At 63.4% G+C, this 17619-nt stretch carries 15 protein-coding genes and 1 pseudogene; 7 read left to right on the top strand and 9 right to left on the bottom strand.

What is annotated here, in order from left to right; all coding sequences use genetic code 11:
• Complete coding sequence (locus Q9451_RS12165; protein ID WP_012273236.1) at window positions 1–960, top strand: ribonuclease Z; 960 nt, start codon at window positions 1–3, stop codon at window positions 958–960.
• Between the two features lie 36 nt (window positions 961–996).
• The gene (locus Q9451_RS12160; protein ID WP_041166756.1) at window positions 997–1536 is read left to right on the top strand and encodes an ATPase AAA; all 540 of its coding nucleotides are present in this window, start codon (window positions 997–999) and stop codon (window positions 1534–1536) included.
• Between the two features lie 18 nt (window positions 1537–1554).
• Here Q9451_RS12160 and Q9451_RS12155 read toward each other — a convergent pair whose 3' ends face one another.
• Window positions 1555–2838 carry a Zn-dependent hydrolase gene (locus tag Q9451_RS12155; protein WP_012273238.1) on the bottom strand — a complete coding sequence of 428 codons (1284 nt, stop codon included), beginning with the start codon at window positions 2836–2838 and terminating at the stop codon, window positions 1555–1557.
• A gap of 11 nt (window positions 2839–2849) precedes the next feature.
• A pseudogene (locus tag Q9451_RS12150) lies at window positions 2850–4297 on the bottom strand (NCS1 family nucleobase:cation symporter-1).
• A 343-nt stretch (window positions 4298–4640) separates the two neighbouring features.
• On the opposite strand from Q9451_RS12150, the gene hydA reads away from it, so the two are divergent.
• The 3 genes from hydA to preA all read left to right on the top strand — a co-directional run bounded on the left by hydA (window position 4641) and on the right by preA (window position 8806).
• On the top strand, window positions 4641–6080 hold the full coding sequence (gene hydA / locus Q9451_RS12145) for a dihydropyrimidinase (protein ID WP_012273240.1): 1440 nt from the start codon (window positions 4641–4643) through the stop codon (window positions 6078–6080).
• 83 nt (window positions 6081–6163) lie between these two features.
• Window positions 6164–7531, top strand: coding sequence for an NAD(P)-dependent oxidoreductase (locus tag Q9451_RS12140; RefSeq protein WP_012273241.1), 1368 nt, complete (start codon window positions 6164–6166; stop codon window positions 7529–7531).
• Window positions 7532–8806: an NAD-dependent dihydropyrimidine dehydrogenase subunit PreA gene (gene preA, locus Q9451_RS12135; RefSeq protein ID WP_012273242.1), complete on the top strand. Its 1275-nt coding sequence runs from the start codon at window positions 7532–7534 to the stop codon at window positions 8804–8806.
• Window positions 8807–8981: 175 nt separating this feature from the next.
• On the opposite strand, the gene Q9451_RS12130 is transcribed toward preA, so the two are convergent.
• The 7 genes from Q9451_RS12130 to gnd all read right to left on the bottom strand — a co-directional run bounded on the left by Q9451_RS12130 (window position 8982) and on the right by gnd (window position 15142).
• Window positions 8982–9602 (bottom strand): TetR/AcrR family transcriptional regulator, encoded by a 621-nt coding sequence (locus tag Q9451_RS12130; protein ID WP_012273243.1) that lies wholly within the window; start codon window positions 9600–9602, stop codon window positions 8982–8984.
• A complete protein-coding gene (locus Q9451_RS12125; RefSeq protein WP_012273244.1) occupies window positions 9602–9958 on the bottom strand; it encodes a VOC family protein in 357 nt (118 codons plus the stop codon). Before Q9451_RS12125 ends, Q9451_RS12130 begins: the two co-directional genes overlap by 1 nt.
• Window positions 9959–10017: 59 nt before the next feature.
• Entirely contained in the window at window positions 10018–10305 is a 288-nt protein-coding gene (locus tag Q9451_RS12120; protein ID WP_012273245.1) for a HigA family addiction module antitoxin, read from the bottom strand.
• Window positions 10306–10320: 15 nt separating this feature from the next.
• Window positions 10321–10599, bottom strand: a complete 279-nt coding sequence (locus Q9451_RS12115) for a type II toxin-antitoxin system RelE/ParE family toxin (protein WP_071984558.1) — start codon at window positions 10597–10599, stop codon at window positions 10321–10323.
• Window positions 10600–10715: 116 nt separating this feature from the next.
• Window positions 10716–12512 carry a glycoside hydrolase family 15 protein gene (locus Q9451_RS12110; RefSeq protein WP_012273247.1) on the bottom strand — a complete coding sequence of 599 codons (1797 nt, stop codon included), beginning with the start codon at window positions 12510–12512 and terminating at the stop codon, window positions 10716–10718.
• 144 nt (window positions 12513–12656) lie between these two features.
• Window positions 12657–14162 carry a glucose-6-phosphate dehydrogenase gene (gene zwf / locus Q9451_RS12105; protein ID WP_060494001.1) on the bottom strand — a complete coding sequence of 502 codons (1506 nt, stop codon included), beginning with the start codon at window positions 14160–14162 and terminating at the stop codon, window positions 12657–12659.
• Window positions 14159–15142 carry a phosphogluconate dehydrogenase (NAD(+)-dependent, decarboxylating) gene (gene gnd, locus Q9451_RS12100; protein ID WP_012273249.1) on the bottom strand — a complete coding sequence of 328 codons (984 nt, stop codon included), beginning with the start codon at window positions 15140–15142 and terminating at the stop codon, window positions 14159–14161. The genes zwf and gnd overlap by 4 nt, the downstream gene beginning before the upstream one ends.
• Before the next feature lie 204 nt (window positions 15143–15346).
• Here gnd and Q9451_RS12095 point away from each other — a divergent pair, with 204 nt between their 5' ends.
• Together Q9451_RS12095 and glgA are read left to right on the top strand one after the other, a co-directional pair.
• Window positions 15347–15514 (top strand): DUF6026 family protein, encoded by a 168-nt coding sequence (locus tag Q9451_RS12095; protein WP_012273250.1) that lies wholly within the window; start codon window positions 15347–15349, stop codon window positions 15512–15514.
• A gap of 535 nt (window positions 15515–16049) precedes the next feature.
• Window positions 16050–17609, top strand: a complete 1560-nt coding sequence (gene glgA / locus Q9451_RS12090; protein WP_012273251.1) for a glycogen synthase GlgA — start codon at window positions 16050–16052, stop codon at window positions 17607–17609.
• Window positions 17610–17619 lie beyond the last annotated feature (10 nt).

Below are 17619 nucleotides of genomic sequence, written 5' to 3'. Positions count from 1 at the left end.
ATGGACCTGCTGTTCCTCGGCACCTCCGCCGGGGTGCCGACCAAGGCACGCAATGTCAGCGCCACGGCCGTGATCGAAACCAACGGCAGCCACTGGTACCTGGTCGATTGCGGCGAAGGCACCCAGCACCGGCTGTTGCATACGCCACTGTCGATCCGCGACCTGCGTGCAATCTTCATCACCCACGTGCATGGCGACCATTGCTTCGGCCTGCCCGGCCTGCTGGCCAGCGCTGGCATGAGCGGGCGCACCCAGCCGCTGGAGCTGATTTTGCCCGTCGCGCTGCACGACTGGGTACGCCAGGGCCTGGTGGCCAGCGACACGTTCCTGCCATTCGAACTGCGCTTGTTGGCCGTGGAGGAACTGGCCGAATGGCGCAACGAGGCCCTGCAGGTGACCACCGTGCAACTGTCGCACCGGGTGCCCAGCGTGGGCTTCGTGTTCACTGAACTCAACCCCGAACCCCGCCTGGACACCCAGCGGCTGCAAGCCGAAGGTATCCCCCGTGGCCCGCTGTGGGGCGAACTGGCCAAAGGCCTGACGGTGCAGCACGACGGGCAGTTGCTGGACGGTCACGACTACCTGCGCCCGTCACGCCCGCCACGGCGGGTGATCGTGTGCGGGGACAACGACAACCCCGAGCTGCTGGCCGACGTCGCCAAGGGTGCGGACGTACTGGTGCATGAGGCCACGTTCACCCAGGCGGTGGTCGAACGCACCGGGGTCACGTTCGGCCACAGCACCGCCGCTGCAGTGGCGCGCTTTGCCGAGGGCGCTGGTGTGCGCAACCTGGTACTGACGCATTTCAGCGCCCGTTACCAAAGCGACCCAAGGCGTAGCCCCAACATCGACAACGTGCGCGACGAGGCCCTCGCCCATTACAGCGGGCAGCTGACCCTGGCGCAGGACCTGCAGCGCTATCACCTTGGCCGTGATGGCTGTCTTGAGCCGGTCGGATGATTTAGCATGGCCGGTTTTTTCCAAAAGGACTTGGCCATGCAACGCATCGTGATACTGGGCAACGCCGGCAGTGGTAAATCCACCCTGGCCCGGCAGATTGGCGCACGGTTGGGGGCGCCCGTGGTGCACCTCGACACGCTGTTCTGGGAGGCCGGTTGGGTGGAGGCAGATGCCAAGACGTTCCGCGCCCGCGTGCGCGAAGCGGTTGCCGGGGAAGCCTGGGTATGTGAGGGCAACTATGCTCGCCGCACATTCGACCTGCGCTTGCCCCGGGCCGACCTGGTCATCTGGCTGGATACGCCACAGCTGACGTGCCTGAAAAGGGTGATCCTGCGCAGTGTGCTGAACAAGCCACGCCCGGACCTGCCTGCTGGTTGCAGCGAGCGGCTGGACCGGGCGTTTCTGGAGTTTCTCAAGTTTGTGTGGACATTCGATCGGGGCTATCGGCCTGGGATCGAGGCGATGCGCCAGGCTGTCGGGCCGCAGGTGCCGGTGGTGCATGTGCAAGGTAGGCGACAGATTGAGGCGCTGCTGGCAGACCTCAGACAGCCTGTATCAACAGCGCGCGCCCAGTAGAGACGTTCGCCCGAGGTGCTATGCCGCCAACCGCCCGCTGGCAATCGCCTCCGACGCCGCCAGCATCGCCCGCAGCAACACCGCACATCCCGCTGCCAGGTCACCAGGCGTGGCGTTCTCGATCTCGTTATGGCTGATGCCGTTTTCGCACGGCACGAAGATCATCCCCGCCGGCCCCAGCTCGGCCAGGAAGATCGCGTCATGCCCCGCACCGCTGACGATGTCCATGAGCGGCAGGCCCAAGGCCTTGGCCGATTCGCGCACGGCATCGACGCAGCCTTTGTCAAAGTACAGCGCCGGGAAGTCGGCCGTGGGCACCAGCTCATGGCTCAGGCCATGCTTGGCGCAGGTCGCTTCGATTACCGCGCGTACCTCGGCAATCATCGCATTCAGCTGCTCGCCTTCGAGGTGACGAAAGTCCAGCGTCATGCGCACTTCGCCCGGGATCACGTTACGCGACCCTGGGTACGCCTGCAGACAACCTACCGTGCCACAGGCATGCGGTTGGTGGCCAAGGGCGGTGCGGTTGACCGCCTCCACCACGGCGGCAGCGCCTACCAGGGCGTCCTTGCGCAGGTGCATGGGCGTTGGGCCGGCGTGGGCTTCGACGCCGCGCAGGGTCAGGTCGAACCACTTCTGGCCCAGGGCGCCAAGGACCACGCCGATGGTCTTGGCCTGGTCCTCCAGAATCGGCCCCTGCTCGATATGCGCTTCGAAATAGGCCCCCACCGGATGGCCCAGTACCGCACGCGGGCCAGCGTAGCCGATGGCGTTCAACGCTTCGCCAACGCTGACACCCTGGGCATCGCGCTTGGCCAGGGTGTCCGCAAGGGTGAACTTGCCGGCGAACACGCCTGAACCCATCATGCAGGGAGCAAAACGTGAACCCTCCTCGTTGGTCCACACCACCACTTCCAGCGGTGCTTCGGTTTCCACGCCCAGGTCGTTGAGGGTGCGGATCACCTCCAGCCCGGCCATCACCCCGAAGCAGCCATCGAACTTGCCGCCGGTGGGTTGGGTGTCGATATGGCTGCCGGTCATCACCGGTGGCAGCTTGGGGTTACGCCCAGGGCGGCGGGCGAAGATGTTGCCGACCGCGTCGATACTGACCGTGCAACCAGCGGCCTCGCTCCACTGCACGAACAGGTCTCGAGCCTGGCGGTCGAGGTCGGTCAAGGCCAGGCGGCAGACGCCGCCCTTGGCGGTGGCACCGAGGCGCGCCAGGTCCATCAGCGATTGCCACAGCCGGTTGCTGTCGACGTGCTGGGCGGTGGTCTTCAGGATCTCTTTGACGGGGGTCACGGGTATCTCCTTCAGGCTTTTTTTGTTGTTGGTGCGGGCCTCTTCGCGGGCAAGCCCGCTCCCACTGGGTTGCGTGCCGCCAGGCCGGCGAAGACGTAGTACAGCGCCCCACCCAGCAGCGAGCCGGCAAGGCGAAGGCGGCAAACCCGGCCCAGTTCCACGCCGGGTACACGTCGTCGCGGTACAGCCCAGCCAGGTCCAGCTGCTGCCGGCGGATCAGGAAGTAGTCCACCACCATGATCCCGGCAATCGGCCCCAGCAGGCTGGAATAGCCCAGCAGCCAGTTGGAATAAACGCTCTCAAGGCTCAGGTCGGAGACGATCAACCCCAGCTTCTTCAGCAGCTCATGGCCCATCAAGGCCAGGCCGATGAAGCCAGTCAGCCATACCGCGCGGCTGCGCCCGATCAGCCGAGGGGCGATGTTCTGGAAGTCGTTGGTCGGCGACACGATGTTCGCCGCCGTGTTCGTCGACAGCGTGGCGATCACGATCAGCGCCATGGCCAGGGCCACCCAGAACGGGCTGTGGATCTTGCCGATCAGGCTGACCGGGTCGGACACCGTTTCGCCCACCAGCGACGCCGAGGCGGCGGTCAGCACCACACCTAGCGAAGCGAACAGGAACATGGTCAGCGGCAAGCCGAAGATCTGCCCAAGAATCTGGTCCTTCTGGCTGCGGGCGTAGCGGCTGAAATCGGGAATGTTCAGCGACAACGTGGCCCAGAAGCCGACCATGGCGGTAAGCCCGGCGCAGAAGTAGCTGACCACGCTCGCCCCTTCGGGGCGCTTGGGCGGCTGCGCCAGCAGTTCGGTCATCGACATGTGCGGCAAGGCCCAGAACAGCAGGCCGACGCCCACCGCCACCAGCAGCGGTGCCGAGAGGGTTTCCAGCCACTTGATCGACTCGGCGCCGCGCAGTACCACCCACAGGTTCAGGCACCAGAAAATCATGAAGCCAATCACCTCACCGGTGCCCTCCAGGGCCTTCCAGCCGTCGAACACCGAGCCGAGGAACAGGTGAATGGCCAGCCCGCCGAACAGGGTCTGGATACCGAACCAACCACAGGCGACTACCGCGCGAATCAGGCACGGTACGTTGGAGCCCAGGATGCCGAACGACGAGCGCAGCAACACCGGGAACGGTATGCCGTACTTGGTACCGGGGAAGGCGTTGAGGGTAAGCGGTATCAGCACGATCACGTTGGCCAGCAGGATTGCCAGCAACGCTTCGCCGACACTGAGGCCAAAGTAGGCGGTGAGCACGCCACCCAAGGTGTAGGTGGGTACGCAGATGGACATGCCTACCCACAGGGCGGTGATGTGCCATTTGTTCCAGGTGCGCTGATGCACCTTGGTCGGTGCGATGTCGTGGTTGTAGCGCGGGCTGTCGAGGACATCGCTACCCTCGGACAGCTCGAACAGGCCATTTTGCTCGACCACTTCCGATCTGCTCTGTTGCATGGGGCCTTCTCCAGATTTTCTTGTAGTTGTTTGCTCATCGGGCTAATTCGATGGCCGGAGTACACACGCGCATTGGTGCTTAGAAATCTTGACCAGAATTCCATCTTGTCAAGTAAGTCAAAAACCTCTGAAAGCCCCGCAGTCAGCAGGTCATTAAAAAATAAATGTTAAATATCAAACAGTTAAAGACCACAAATTTAATGGGAAAATTTTCTTGCTGATTTCCAGATCAGCATCTAGCCTCGAATCTTGTCAGGACTGACAGGATTAACCGCCCTGCCTGCCTGCACCCAAGACAATTCCAAGAACCGGCCAAGACCGGTCAGCCTGCGAGGAAAACGGCATGTCCCTGTTGATCCGTGGCGCCACCGTGGTTACCCACGAAGAGAGTTACCCCGCCGATGTCCTGTGTGCCGATGGCCTGATTCGCGCCATCGGGCAAAACCTCGAACCGCCCACCGACTGCGAGATTCTCGATGGCAGCGGCCAGTACCTGATGCCCGGCGGCATCGACCCGCACACCCATATGCAGTTGCCGTTCATGGGCACCGTGGCCAGCGAGGACTTCTTCAGCGGCACCGCTGCGGGCCTGGCCGGCGGCACCACATCGATCATCGACTTCGTCATCCCCAACCCGCAGCAATCCTTGCTTGAGGCCTTCCACACCTGGCGCGGCTGGGCGCAGAAAAGCGCCAGCGACTACGGCTTCCACGTCGCCATCACCTGGTGGAGCGAGCAGGTGGCCGAAGAGATGGGCGAGCTGGTGACCCAGCATGGGGTGAACAGCTTCAAGCATTTCATGGCCTACAAGAATGCGATCATGGCCGCCGACGACACCCTGGTGGCCAGCTTCGAGCGCTGCCTGCAACTGGGCGCGGTGCCCACCGTGCATGCCGAGAACGGCGAGCTGGTGTACCACCTGCAGAAAAAGCTGCTGGCCCAGGGCCTGACCGGGCCAGAGGCACATCCCCTTTCGCGCCCTTCGCAAGTGGAAGGTGAAGCGGCCAGCCGCGCCATCCGCATTGCCGAAACGATTGGTACACCGCTGTATGTGGTGCATATTTCCAGCCGTGAAGCGCTGGATGAAATCACCTATGCGCGCGCCAAGGGCCAGCCGGTTTACGGCGAAGTCTTGCCTGGCCACCTGCTACTGGACGACAGCGTTTACCGTGACCCGGACTGGGCCACCGCCGCCGGTTATGTGATGAGCCCGCCGTTCCGCCCACGCGAACATCAGGAGGCGCTGTGGCGCGGCCTGCAATCGGGCAACCTGCACACCACCGCCACCGACCACTGCTGTTTCTGCGCCGAGCAGAAAGCCATGGGGCGCGACGACTTCAGCCGCATCCCCAACGGCACCGCCGGTATCGAAGACCGCATGGCGGTGCTGTGGGATGCAGGGGTCAACAGCGGGCGCCTGTCGATGCACGAGTTCGTCGCACTCACCTCCACCAACACGGCGAAAATCTTCAACCTGTTCCCGCGCAAGGGCGCCATCCGCGTGGGTGCCGATGCCGACCTGGTGCTGTGGGACCCAGAGGGCACCCGCACCATCTCCGCCCAAACCCACCACCAGCGGGTGGACTTCAACATCTTCGAAGGCCGCACCGTGCGCGGCATCCCCAGCCACACCATCAGCCAGGGCAAGGTGCTCTGGGCCGACGGTGACCTGCGCGCCGAAGCCGGCGCAGGGCGGTATGTGGAACGGCCGGCGTATCCGTCGGTGTATGAGGTGCTGGGGCGCAGGGCCGAACAGCAGCGGCCGACGCCCGTTCAGCGCTAAGCCATTGGGGCTGCTGCGCAGCGGCCCCAAAACCCATCGCATTACCTGTCGCCTGCCCCATAAAAAATAGAGAGGCTACACCCGTGATCGACGCCCTGAACCATTTGCCGCGCCCCCGGGCCGGCGCCGACCAGTTGGCCGAGCGCTTCAGCGACCTGGCCCCACCCCTCACCGCCCGCCAGGCCGCCGTCGAAAGTGCACGCTGCCTGTACTGCTACGACGCCCCCTGCGTCAACGCGTGCCCCAGCGACATCGACATCCCCTCGTTCATCCACCGCATCAGCGACGAAAACCTGCAAGGCGCCGCCGAGCGCATTCTTTCGGCCAACATCCTCGGCGGCAGCTGCGCCCGCGTGTGCCCCACCGAAATCCTTTGCCAGCAAGCCTGCGTGCGCAACAACGCCCAGGAATGCGCACCGGTGCTGATCGGCCAGTTGCAGCGCTACGCGCTGGACAACGCCCAATTCAGCGAACACCCGTTCAAGCGCTCGCCCGCCACTGGCAAGCGCATTGCCGTGGTCGGCGCCGGCCCTGCCGGGCTGTCCTGCGCCCACCGGCTGGCGATGCACGGGCATGACGTGGTGGTGTTCGAGGCCAGCGACAAGGCCGGCGGCCTCAACGAGTACGGCATCGCCCGCTACAAGCTGGTGGATGACTACGCCCAGCGCGAAGTGGAGTTCCTGCTGGGCATTGGCGGTATCGAAGTTCGCCATGGCCAGCGCCTGGGCGGCAACCTCAGCCTGGGCGAACTGCGCGACCAGTACGACGCAGTGTTCCTGGGCCTTGGCCTGAATGCCGTGCGCCAGCTGGGGCTGCCCGATGAAGAAGCCCCCGGCGTGCTCGCCGCCACCGAATACATCCGCGAGTTGCGCCAGGCCGATGACCTGAGCCAGCTGCCATTGGCCGACCGCTGCCTGGTGATCGGTGCCGGCAACACCGCCATCGACATGGCCGTGCAAATGAGCCGCCTGGGTGCCCGCGACGTCAACCTGGTGTACCGCCGTGGCCACGCCGACATGGGTGCCACCGGCCACGAGCAGGACATCGCCAAGGCCAACCAGGTGCGCCTGCACACCTGGGCCCGCCCTGATGCTGTGCTGCTGGATGACGCCGGCAAGGTGCGCGGCATGCGCTTTGCCCGCACCGAACTGGCAGACGGCCGCCTGCGCGACACCGGCGAAACCTTCGAGTTGGCCGCCGACGCCATCTTCAAAGCTATCGGCCAGCGCTTCGACGAGGCCAGCCTTGGCGACCCGGTGGCCGCACAACTGGCCCGCGACGGCGAACGTATCCGCGTTGATGAAACGATGCAAACCAGCCTGCCGGGCGTGTACGCAGGCGGCGACTGCACCGCGCTGGGCCAGGACCTCACCGTCCAGGCGGTGCAACACGGCAAGCTGGCCGCCGAAGCCATCCATGCCCAACTCATGCTCAACGTGGAGGCAGCGTAAATGGCCGACTTGTCTATCGTATTCGCCGGCATCAAGGCACCCAACCCGTTCTGGCTGGCCTCCGCACCGCCAACCGACAAGGCCTACAACGTGGTCCGCGCCTTCGAGGCCGGCTGGGGCGGCGTGGTCTGGAAAACACTGGGGGAAGACCCGGCGGCGGTCAACGTGTCGTCGCGCTATTCGGCGCACTACGGCGCCAACCGCATGGTGCAAGGCATCAACAACATCGAGCTGATCACCGACCGCTCGCTGGACATCAACCTGCGCGAAATCACCCAGGTGAAGAAGGACTGGCCCGACCGGGCGTTGATCGTCTCGCTGATGGTGCCCTGCGTGGAGGAGTCGTGGAAATTCATCCTGCCGCTGGTGGAAGCCACCGGGGCTGATGGCATCGAGCTGAACTTCGGCTGCCCGCACGGCATGCCGGAGCGCGGCATGGGCGCGGCGGTAGGCCAAGTGCCGGAATACGTGGAAATGGTCACCCGCTGGTGCAAAACCTACTGCGCGTTGCCCGTGATCGTGAAGCTCACGCCGAACATCACCGACATCCGCCAGTCGGCGCGCGCCGCCCACCGTGGTGGGGCCGATGCGGTGTCGTTGATCAACACCATCAACTCCATTACCAGCGTCGACCTGGACCGCATGGTGGCCCACCCCATCGTCGGTGACCAGAGCACCCATGGCGGTTACTGCGGCTCGGCCGTGAAGCCGATTGCCCTGAACATGGTGGCAGAAATCGCCCGCGACCCAGACACCCGTGGCTTGCCGATTTGTGGCATCGGCGGTATCGGCAACTGGCGTGATGCAGCGGAATTCATGGCCTTGGGCAGTGGCGCCGTGCAGGTCTGCACGGCGGCGATGCTGCATGGTTTCCGTATTGTCGAGGACATGAAGGACGGCCTGGCACGCTGGATGGACCAGCATGGGCACGCCAATATCGAGGCGTTCCGTGGCCAGGCGGTAGGGCACACCACCGACTGGAAGTACCTGGACATCAACTACAAGTCGGTGGCGCATATCGACCAGGAGGCCTGTATCGGCTGTGGGCGCTGCCACATTGCGTGTGAGGATACCTCGCACCAGGCGATTGCCAGCACGCTCAAGGCTGACGGTACCCATGCGTACAACGTGATCGAAGAGGAATGCGTGGGCTGCAACTTGTGCCAAATCACCTGCCCGGTTGAAAACTGCATCGAGATGGAGGCGCAGGATACCGGCAAGCCATACCTGAACTGGACGCAGGACCCACGCAACCCCTACCGCGAGGCCAGTTGAAGCAAGCTGCTACCGCACCGACTACCCCCGTGTAGGAGCGGCCTTGTGTCGCGAAAGGGCCGCAGAGCGGCCCCAGCAATCTTCGCAACGATGCAGAAATCCGGGGGCCGCTTAGCGGCCCTTTCGCGACACAAGGCCGCCCCCACAAAGGACCGAGCCAGCCCGCAACAGCGGTTCACGGCTGTAGCCCAATCCCCCGCAAGATCACGCTGGTCACCGTCTGCACCGCACTCTCGAACGCCATGTCCGACAGCACCTCGCCGCCGTTGAGCAACTGCACCTGGTAGCCAAAGTCGGCATAGTGCTGGGTAGAGGCCCAGATCATGTACAACAGCGCCGACGGCTCCACCGGCAGGATGCGCCCCTCCTCCACCCAGCGGCGGATCTTGGCTTCTTTCAACTTGGCCCAAGGCACAAGGCTGTCATCCAGGTTCACCCCCAGCACCGGCGCCCCGTGCAGCATCTCTTCGGCCCAGATCTTCGAGCCCAGCGGCCGCGAACGCGAATGGCCCATCTTCGCCCGGATGTAGCTGGTCAGCACCACGCGTGGGTCGTCGAAGTTCTCGAAGCACAGTGCATCCTGCTTCCACACATCCAGCAGGTCCTGCAAAACCGCGCGGAAAAGCTCGTCCTTGGTGCTGAAGTAATAATGCAGGTTGGAGCGCGGCAGCTCCGCCTGCTCGGCGATATCGCCCATGGAGGTGGCGCCGTAGCCCTTCTCAGCGAACACCTTCTCCGCCGCCTGCAGGATTTTCTCGATGTTGCGTCGGCGAATTTCGATCTTGTGGTTGGCCATCAGGCTTGGGCCGTCCACACGGCCAGTTCGTAACCGTCCGGGTCGATGAAATGAAAACGCCGCCCGCCAGGGAAGGCAAAGGTCGCCCGGCTGATTTTCGCCCCGGCCGCTTCGACCCGTTGCTGCGTGGTGTCAAGGTCATCGGCGTACAAAATCACCAACGGCCCGCCCGGGCGCACCGGCTCACCCGTGGTGAAACCACCCGTAAGGCGGCCGTCGCTGAACTCGGTGTATGTTGGCCCGTAGTCGGCGAAGACCCAGCCGAACACGCTGCCATAAAAGGCCTTGCTACGTGCGATGTCGCTGACATTGAACTCGATGTTGTCGATCTGCCGATCCGTACCGCGAATGCCCATGTGTGCTCCGTGCCGAAGGGGTTTGGCCTAGTCTACTCCGGTCGTTTCACACTTTTACATCAGGCGGCCTGAAACAACCGGGTAATCACAGGTTGCTGTCGGTGACGCGCCTGCCAGATATCGTAATCAGCCTGAATGGCCAACCACAGGCGGGCGGTGCTGATACCCGCCATCTCCAGGCGTATCGCCAGGTCCGGAGAAATCGCCGCGCGGCCGTGCAATACCCGCGACAGTGCTTCGCGAGAGAACCCAAGATGCGACGCGAACGCCTTCACCGTCAGACCTAACGCGGGCAGAACATCTTCACGCAGGGTTTCACCGGGATGTGGCGGATTATGCAAAGGCATGATCAGTTTTCCTTTTCAGTGGTAATCAACGTAATCGACCAGTTCGACATCCGAACCCACGAAGCGAAAAGTCAGCCTCCAGTTACCGGAAACACTGACTGACCAGAAATCCGATAACGCTCCTTTGAGCGGATGCAACTGCCAGCCTGGTACGTTCAAATCCTGCGCAGCCATGGCGCGGTCAAGGAACTGGAGTTGCCGTTTTAAACGCCTTGCGTGAGGGGCCTGAATCCCTCGGGTGTTACCCATTTCATGAAAAACTCGCAGTCCTTTGCGCCGAAAACTGATGTTCATGGGTAGCTCGCCGCATCCATTTGGGAGACGAACCAAGTGTGACCCCATGCATCACACGAAGCAAAGCATCATATGTGACGCAATGCGTCACACACTGGTTGCCAATGGTAACGACGCTATCCACAACGTGCCCTGTCTCGCACCGGACACTGTGCGCGGTGCAGGTTCAGGGCGGTGTTGATGATGCCAATATGGCTAAACGCCTGGGGGAAGTTGCCGAGCATGCGCTGGCCCGCCGGGTCGTACTGTTCGGCCAGTAGGCCGAGGTCGTTGCACAGGCCGGTCAGGCGTTCGTACAAGGCCTGCGCTTCTTGCTGGCGCCCCAGCAACACGTAAACATCGGCCAGCCAGAACGAACACACCAGGAAGGTGCCCTCACCCGGGGTCAAGCCGTCGCTGCAGCTGTCGCTGTCGTAGCGCAGCAGCAGGCCGTTTTTCAATAGCCGCTGTTCTATCTGTGCCAGCGTGCGCAGAAAGCGTGGGTCATCTGCTGGCAGGAAGCCGGTCAGGGCAATCTGCAACAGGCTGGCGTCCATTTCGCTTGAACCATAAGCCTGGACAAAGTATTTGCCGCTGGCGTCCAGGCCGTTCTCGCACACTTCGCGGTGAATCTCGTCAGCCACCTGGCGGTAATGCTGCCCGCGCTCGCGGCCCTCTTCAGTGGTGTCGGCCAGCCCCGCAGCACGGTCGAAGGCGACCCAGGCCATCACCTTGGAATGCACAAACTGCTGCCGGCCGCCACGCACCTCCCAGATGCCTTCGTCCGGCTCACGCCAGATGCGCTCGACGTAGGGCAGAATCAATCGGGAGATGGCGGCGCTGCGTGGGTGACGCGGCAAGCCGCCTTTGATCGCCTGGCTCATGGCATCGGCCAGTTCGCCATAGATGTCCAATTGCATCTGCTGCGAGGCAGCATTGCCGACTCGCACGGGTTGCGAATGTTCGTAACCGGCCAGCCACGGCAAGGTGTACTCCTGCAGGTCGCGCTCACCGGCCAGGCCGTACATGATCTGCATCTGCTCGGGGTTGCCGGCTACCGAGCGCAGCAGCCACTCACGCCAGGCCTGGGCCTCGTCGAAGTAGCCGAGGTTCATGAAGGCCAGCAGGGTCATGGTGGCGTCGCGCAGCCAGCAGAAACGGTAGTCCCAGTTGCGCTCCCCGCCCACACGCTCGGGCAACGAAGTGGTGACGGCGGCGACGATGCCGCCGGTGGGGGCGTAGGTCATGGCCTTGAGGGTGAGCAGCGAGCGGCGCACCAGCGCAGTGTATGGGCCTACCTCTGGGCAACGGGCGGCGAAAGCCTGCCATTGGTCGACAGTTTGGGCCAAGGCCTGTTCGACATCGCAGTTGGGCTGTACCGACAAGTGCGAGGGTTGGTGGCGCAGACTGAAGACGTGGCGCTGGCCCGGGCCGACGCGAAAGCGGGCAACCGTATGGTGGTCGCGGGCATGCGGGGGCACGGTGCTGCACAGGATCAGCCGGTCCGGGCCTGCCACGGCGCTGAGGGTCAGTGGGTCGAGCCGCTCGACCCAAGGCACGCTGCGACCGTAGTCGAAGCGCATGACCAGGTCCATTTCGAAGTTGGTTTCGCCAGACAGGCCTTCGACGATGCGCACCACCGAATTGACCTCACCCAGGGGCATGAAATCGAGCACGCGGGCCCGGCCAGTGGCCGTCACCCAGGTGGTTTCCAGTACCAAGGTATCGTCCAGGTATTGGCGGCTGCTGTGTTCGATCGGGTCGCAAGGAGATAGGCGCCAGCGGCCATTTTCTTCGTTGCCCAACAGGGCAGCGAATACCGCTGGAGCGTCGAAGCGCGGCAGGCACAGCCAGTCGAGCGAGCCATCGCGGCTGACCAGGGCGGCGCTGCGGCAGTTGCCCAGCAGGGCGTAGTCTTCGATGTGGGCGGGCATTAAGTCTCCTTGGTGTGATCGCCTGTGCCGGCCCTTTCGCGGCTAAAGCCGCTCCCACAGGTATCGCATCGGCCCTAAAGGAAGTGGTATCCCTGTGGGAGCGGCTTTAGCCGCGAAAGGGCCGGCACAGAATTTACAAAAGTCTTACCCCAACCGGTGCCACTCGCGCTTGTCCCGCGCCAGCAATTCATTGCCCGCTTCGGGCCCATCTTCGCCGGCCGGGTAGCCATGCACATCGCCGCCCTGGGCCCAGGCATCGAGAAACGGCTGCACCGCTCGCCAGCCGTTTTCGATGTTGTCGGCCCGCTGGAACAGGGTCTGGTCACCGGTCAGGCAGTCGTAGATCAGCGTCTCGTAGCCGGTCGCCGGGGTCATCTTGAAGAAGTCCTTGTAGGCAAAGCCCAGCTCGACATTCTCCATCACCAGCTCCGGCCCGGGCCGCTTTGCCTGCAGGTCGAACCACATGCCTTCGTTGGGCTGGATCTGGATTTTCAGGTAGTTGGGCTTGGGCCGCTCCAGCTCCGACTCGCGAAACTGCGCATACGGCGCGGGCTTGAAGCAAATGGCGATCTCGGTGTCGCGCACGCTCATGCGCTTGCCGGTGCGCAGGTAGAACGGCACGCCGGCCCAGCGCCAATTGTCGATCATCACCTTCAGCGCCACGTAGGTTTCGGTCTGGCTCTCAGGCGCGACGTTGGCCTCCTGGCGGTAACCGGGCAGTTGCTTGCGCCCCTGCTTGCCGGCACTGTACTGGCCACGCACGGAGTTCTTCAGGGCCATTTTTGCCGACCATGGGCGGATGGCACCGACCACTTTGGCCTTTTCACCGCGTACCGCATCGGCGCCGAACGCGGCCGGCGGCTCCATGGCCACCATCGCCAGCAACTGGAACAGGTGATTGGGTACCATGTCACGCAAGGCGCCGGTGCTGTCATAGAACGCACCACGGGTCTCGACGCCGACGGTTTCTGCTGCGGTGATCTGCACATGGTCGATGTAGTGGTTGTTCCAGAACGATTCGAACAGGCCGTTGGAGAAGCGGCTGACCAGAATGTTCTGCACCGTTTCTTTGCCCAGATAATGGTCGATGCGGTAGATCTGCCGCTCGCCCATCACCTTCAGCAGGCAAGCGTTGAGCGCCTCGGCGCTGGCCAGGTCGGTGCCGAAGGGCTTTTCCACCACCACTCGGCGAAAGCCGCCGGCAGACTCGTCAAGCAAACCGGCCTGCCCGAGGCGCTGCGCCACTTCGGGGAAGAAGCGCGGCGACGTGGCCAGGTAGAAGATGGCGTTGCCGTGGCTGGTCTTTTCGATGCGCTTGGCAATGGCTTGGTAAGTCGCCGGGTCGAGGAAGTCGCCTGTCTGGTAATCCAGGCGCTTGGCCAAGCGGGCCCAGAGCTTATCGTCGAGGCACTGGTCGCCGCCCTCGCGGCCTTTGTCACGCTCGCGCATGAACGCCTGCAGCCGCTCAGCGAAATCCGCGGCGCTGGCCGCGTTGTGGTCGACGCCGACGATGCGCAGGTTACGGTCCAGCAGGCCGTCGCGGCTGAGGTTATACAGCGCCGGCATCAGCAGGCGCTTGACCAGGTCGCCATTGGCGCCGAACAGGAACAGGGTACAAGGGGGTGCAGCGGGAATGGTCTGTTTGGTCATTCGGCTTTCTTCTCGACGTGGCCACCGAAGCCCAGGCGCATGGCCGAGAGAATCTTGTCACCATAAGTACCCTGCTGCTGGCGCGAGCGGAAGCGCGCGAACAATGCGCTGGACAACACCGGCACCGGCACCGCCTGCTCGACCGCAGCGTCGATGGTCCAGCGGCCTTCGCCACTGTCGGACACCGAGCCACTGAACTGCGACAGCTGCGGGTCGGCCACCAGCGCATCGGCGGTAAGGTCGAGCAGCCACGAGGTCACCACGCTGCCGCGCCGCCACACTTCGGCGATTTCGGCCACGTTCAGGTCAAAGCGCTGGTCTTCCGGCAGCTCGTCGCCGCCTTTGCTGCGCAGCAGGTCGAAGCCTTCGGCATAAGCCTGCATCAAGCCGTACTCGATACCGTTGTGCACCATTTTCACGTAGTGCCCGGCGCCAGGTGGGCCGGCGTGGATATAGCCGTGTTCGGCCCGCTGGTGCTCGCCGCTGCGGCCATGGGTACGCGGGATGTCACCCACGCCTGGCGCCAGCGCCTTGAACAGGGGCTCCAGGCGCTCGAACACGTCCTTTTCGCCACCGATCATCATGCAGTAGCCACGGTCCAGGCCCCATACGCCGCCGGAGGTACCGACGTCCAGGTAATGCAGGCCGCGCTTGGCCAGTTCTGCGGCGCGGCGCATGTCGTCCTTGTAGAAGGTGTTGCCGCCGTCGATGATCGCATCGCCCGGCTCCAGCAGCTCGGCCAATTGGGCGATGGTTTGCTCGGTGGGCTCGCCGGCCGGCAGCATCACCCATACGGCACGCGGCGCTTTCAGCTTTTGTACCAGTGCACCGAGGTCGTGCGCGCCCTGGGCGCCCTCGCCCTCCAGCCCAGTGATGGCTTCACGGTTGCGGTCGTGTACCACGGTGCGATGGCCGGCGCGCATCAGGCGCCTTGCGATGTTGCCGCCCATGCGGCCCAGCCCGACGATTCCCAGTTGCATGAGCCGATGCTCCCCTTTCGAAATGGATGACAATACAGTCCAGCTGTTCAGATTAGTCCAGCATGCCGCCCGAGGGTTCAGCGACGAACGGCAAGACCACGATAAACAAAAAAGTTCCCAAGGCCTGCGAAAGAATTCAAAATGCGCCCCGCGTGAAGCGTCTACGCTTTGACTTGTCACCAGCCAAAACCGCGAGGTGTGCTCATGGGTACCTTGATGCCTGCAACCCCACCCCAGACACTCTATGTCTCCGTGCGCCGTGATGAGCTGCGTAAACTGAAGGACGAACGTGACCAACTGCGCCAACAGGTCGCCCAGCTGAACCTGCTGCTGGCGCAACAACGTGATGGCGATAAAGCTGTCAGCCTCTGATCTTCCCTTCCTCCAGTGGGGGCTGTAAGGCTCCCACCTGCTGATCTCCCCGACGTAGCTTTTTAATCCTCCACCAAGCACCAACTTGGTGCACGGCCCCCTGCTGGCCACAAATTGGCGCACCCGCCAAACACCCCCGACAAACCTTTTCACATCCAGTCACATACGCCAACGTTTGCGTCTATTCCGCACATAACAATAGTGACCAGCGGGTCACCTTTTTAGCACTTTCTCTCCTACACTCGGTTTTCGGCCCGCCATTTGCTCATCAGGACGAGTGACCAAAATAAGTCGAACTTTCAGGAAAGCCGGCGGGTCATGAACAAAGAAGGCCAGACGCATTGGGCTACTCCCAATCCTCAGCCTACAACCCCAACCAGTCCAATCGCCTTCGGCCGGAGCGCCGATCGCGCTGTGCCTGCGCGCACGACCCTGGGGCAAGGAACGCACTACGCAGATTCAAAATTAGAGAGAACCAACACGAAACATCGCCACGGGTGCCAGCACCCGGCCAAGCATAGGGACGGAGAGAAGTATGATCAGTGCCGCTGTCGAGCCTCACGTAGATTCATTCAACCCGGACAACCGCGAGCCGCTCACCCCGGATTTCGCCACGACAGGCAAGGCACCCGGCGCCCAGCGCCAACACAACCCGAACATGCGCAAGATTCTGTTCGTGACCTCGGAAATCGCCGACCTGGTGAAAACCGGCGGCCTGGGCGACGTGTCCGCCGCGCTGCCCCGTGCCCTGGCGCACCTGCACGATGTACGGGTGCTCATCCCCGGCTACCGCCAGGTCATGGAAAGCGACAACCCGATCCATATCGTGGGTGAACTGGGCGGCCACGCGGCCCTGCCGCCGTGCAAGATCGGGCGCATGGACATGGCCGACGGCCTGGTCATCTACGTGCTGATCTGCCCCGAACTGTATCAACGCGACGGCACACCCTATGGTGCCAACAACGGCCGCGACTGGCCTGACAACCACATTCGCTTCGCTCGCCTGGGCCTGGCTGCCGCCGAAATCGCCGCTGGCGAAGGCAAGATCCACTGGACGCCGGAAGTGGTGCACGCGCATGACTGGCCCGCCGGCCTGGCCCCGGCCTACATGCACTGGCGCGGGCTGAGCACGCCCACCCTGTTCACCATCCATAACCTGGCCTACCAGGGGGTATATAGCCGCGGCTGCAGCCCGGAGCTGGCGATCCCCGACCACGCCATGCAGCAAGAAGGCATGGAGTTCTACGGCAAGTTGTCGTTCCTCAAGGCTGGGCTGGCCTACTCCAGCCACATCACCACGGTCAGCGCCACCTATGCGCGGGAAATCACCACCCCGGAATTCGGCTGCGGCCTGGACGGCTTCCTCGCCAGCAAGGCCCAGCAAGGCCTGCTTGGTGGTATCCCCAACGGTATCGACGAAAGCTGGGACTCGGCCACCGACAAGCACCTGCAGCACAACTTCAGCATCAACGACTGGGAAGGCAAGGCGCGCAACACCCATGAAGTGCGCGAGCTGTTCGGCCTGGAAGACTCCGAAGGCCCGCTGTTCGCCGTGGTCTCGCGGCTGGTCTATCAGAAGGGCCTGGACCTGACCCTGGGCGTGGCCGACTACATCGTCGAACAAGGTGGGCAGATCGCGATCATCGGCCGTGGCGAGCCGGAAGAAGAACAAGCCATGCGCGAACTGGCGCTGCGCCACCCAGGGCGTATCGGTGTGCGCATCGGTTTCAATGAAACCGATGCTCGACGGATGTTCGCGGGCAGCGACTTCCTGCTTATGCCGTCGCGCTACGAGCCTTGCGGCCTCAGCCAGATGTACGCGCAACGCTTCGGCTCACTGCCGGTGGCGCGCAATACAGGCGGCCTGGCCGACACCATCGAGTGCGGCGTCACGGGCTTCTTGTTCAACGAATCGACCGTCGAGAGCTACCGCCAGGCACTGAGCCGAGCCTTCTATGTATACGGCAAGAAGGACCTGCTCAACGCCATGCGCTGCCTTTCGATGACCCAGCCATTCAACTGGTGCCAGGCGGTGGAGCCCTACGCCCGCCTGTACGAGGACCTGGTCAAGCAGGCACAACTGAGCCACTACTGAGCGGGGGCTG

The sequence above is a fragment of the Pseudomonas sp. NY8896 genome (assembly GCF_039634505.1).
This window is presented reverse-complemented; position numbering and strand designations above follow the sequence as displayed.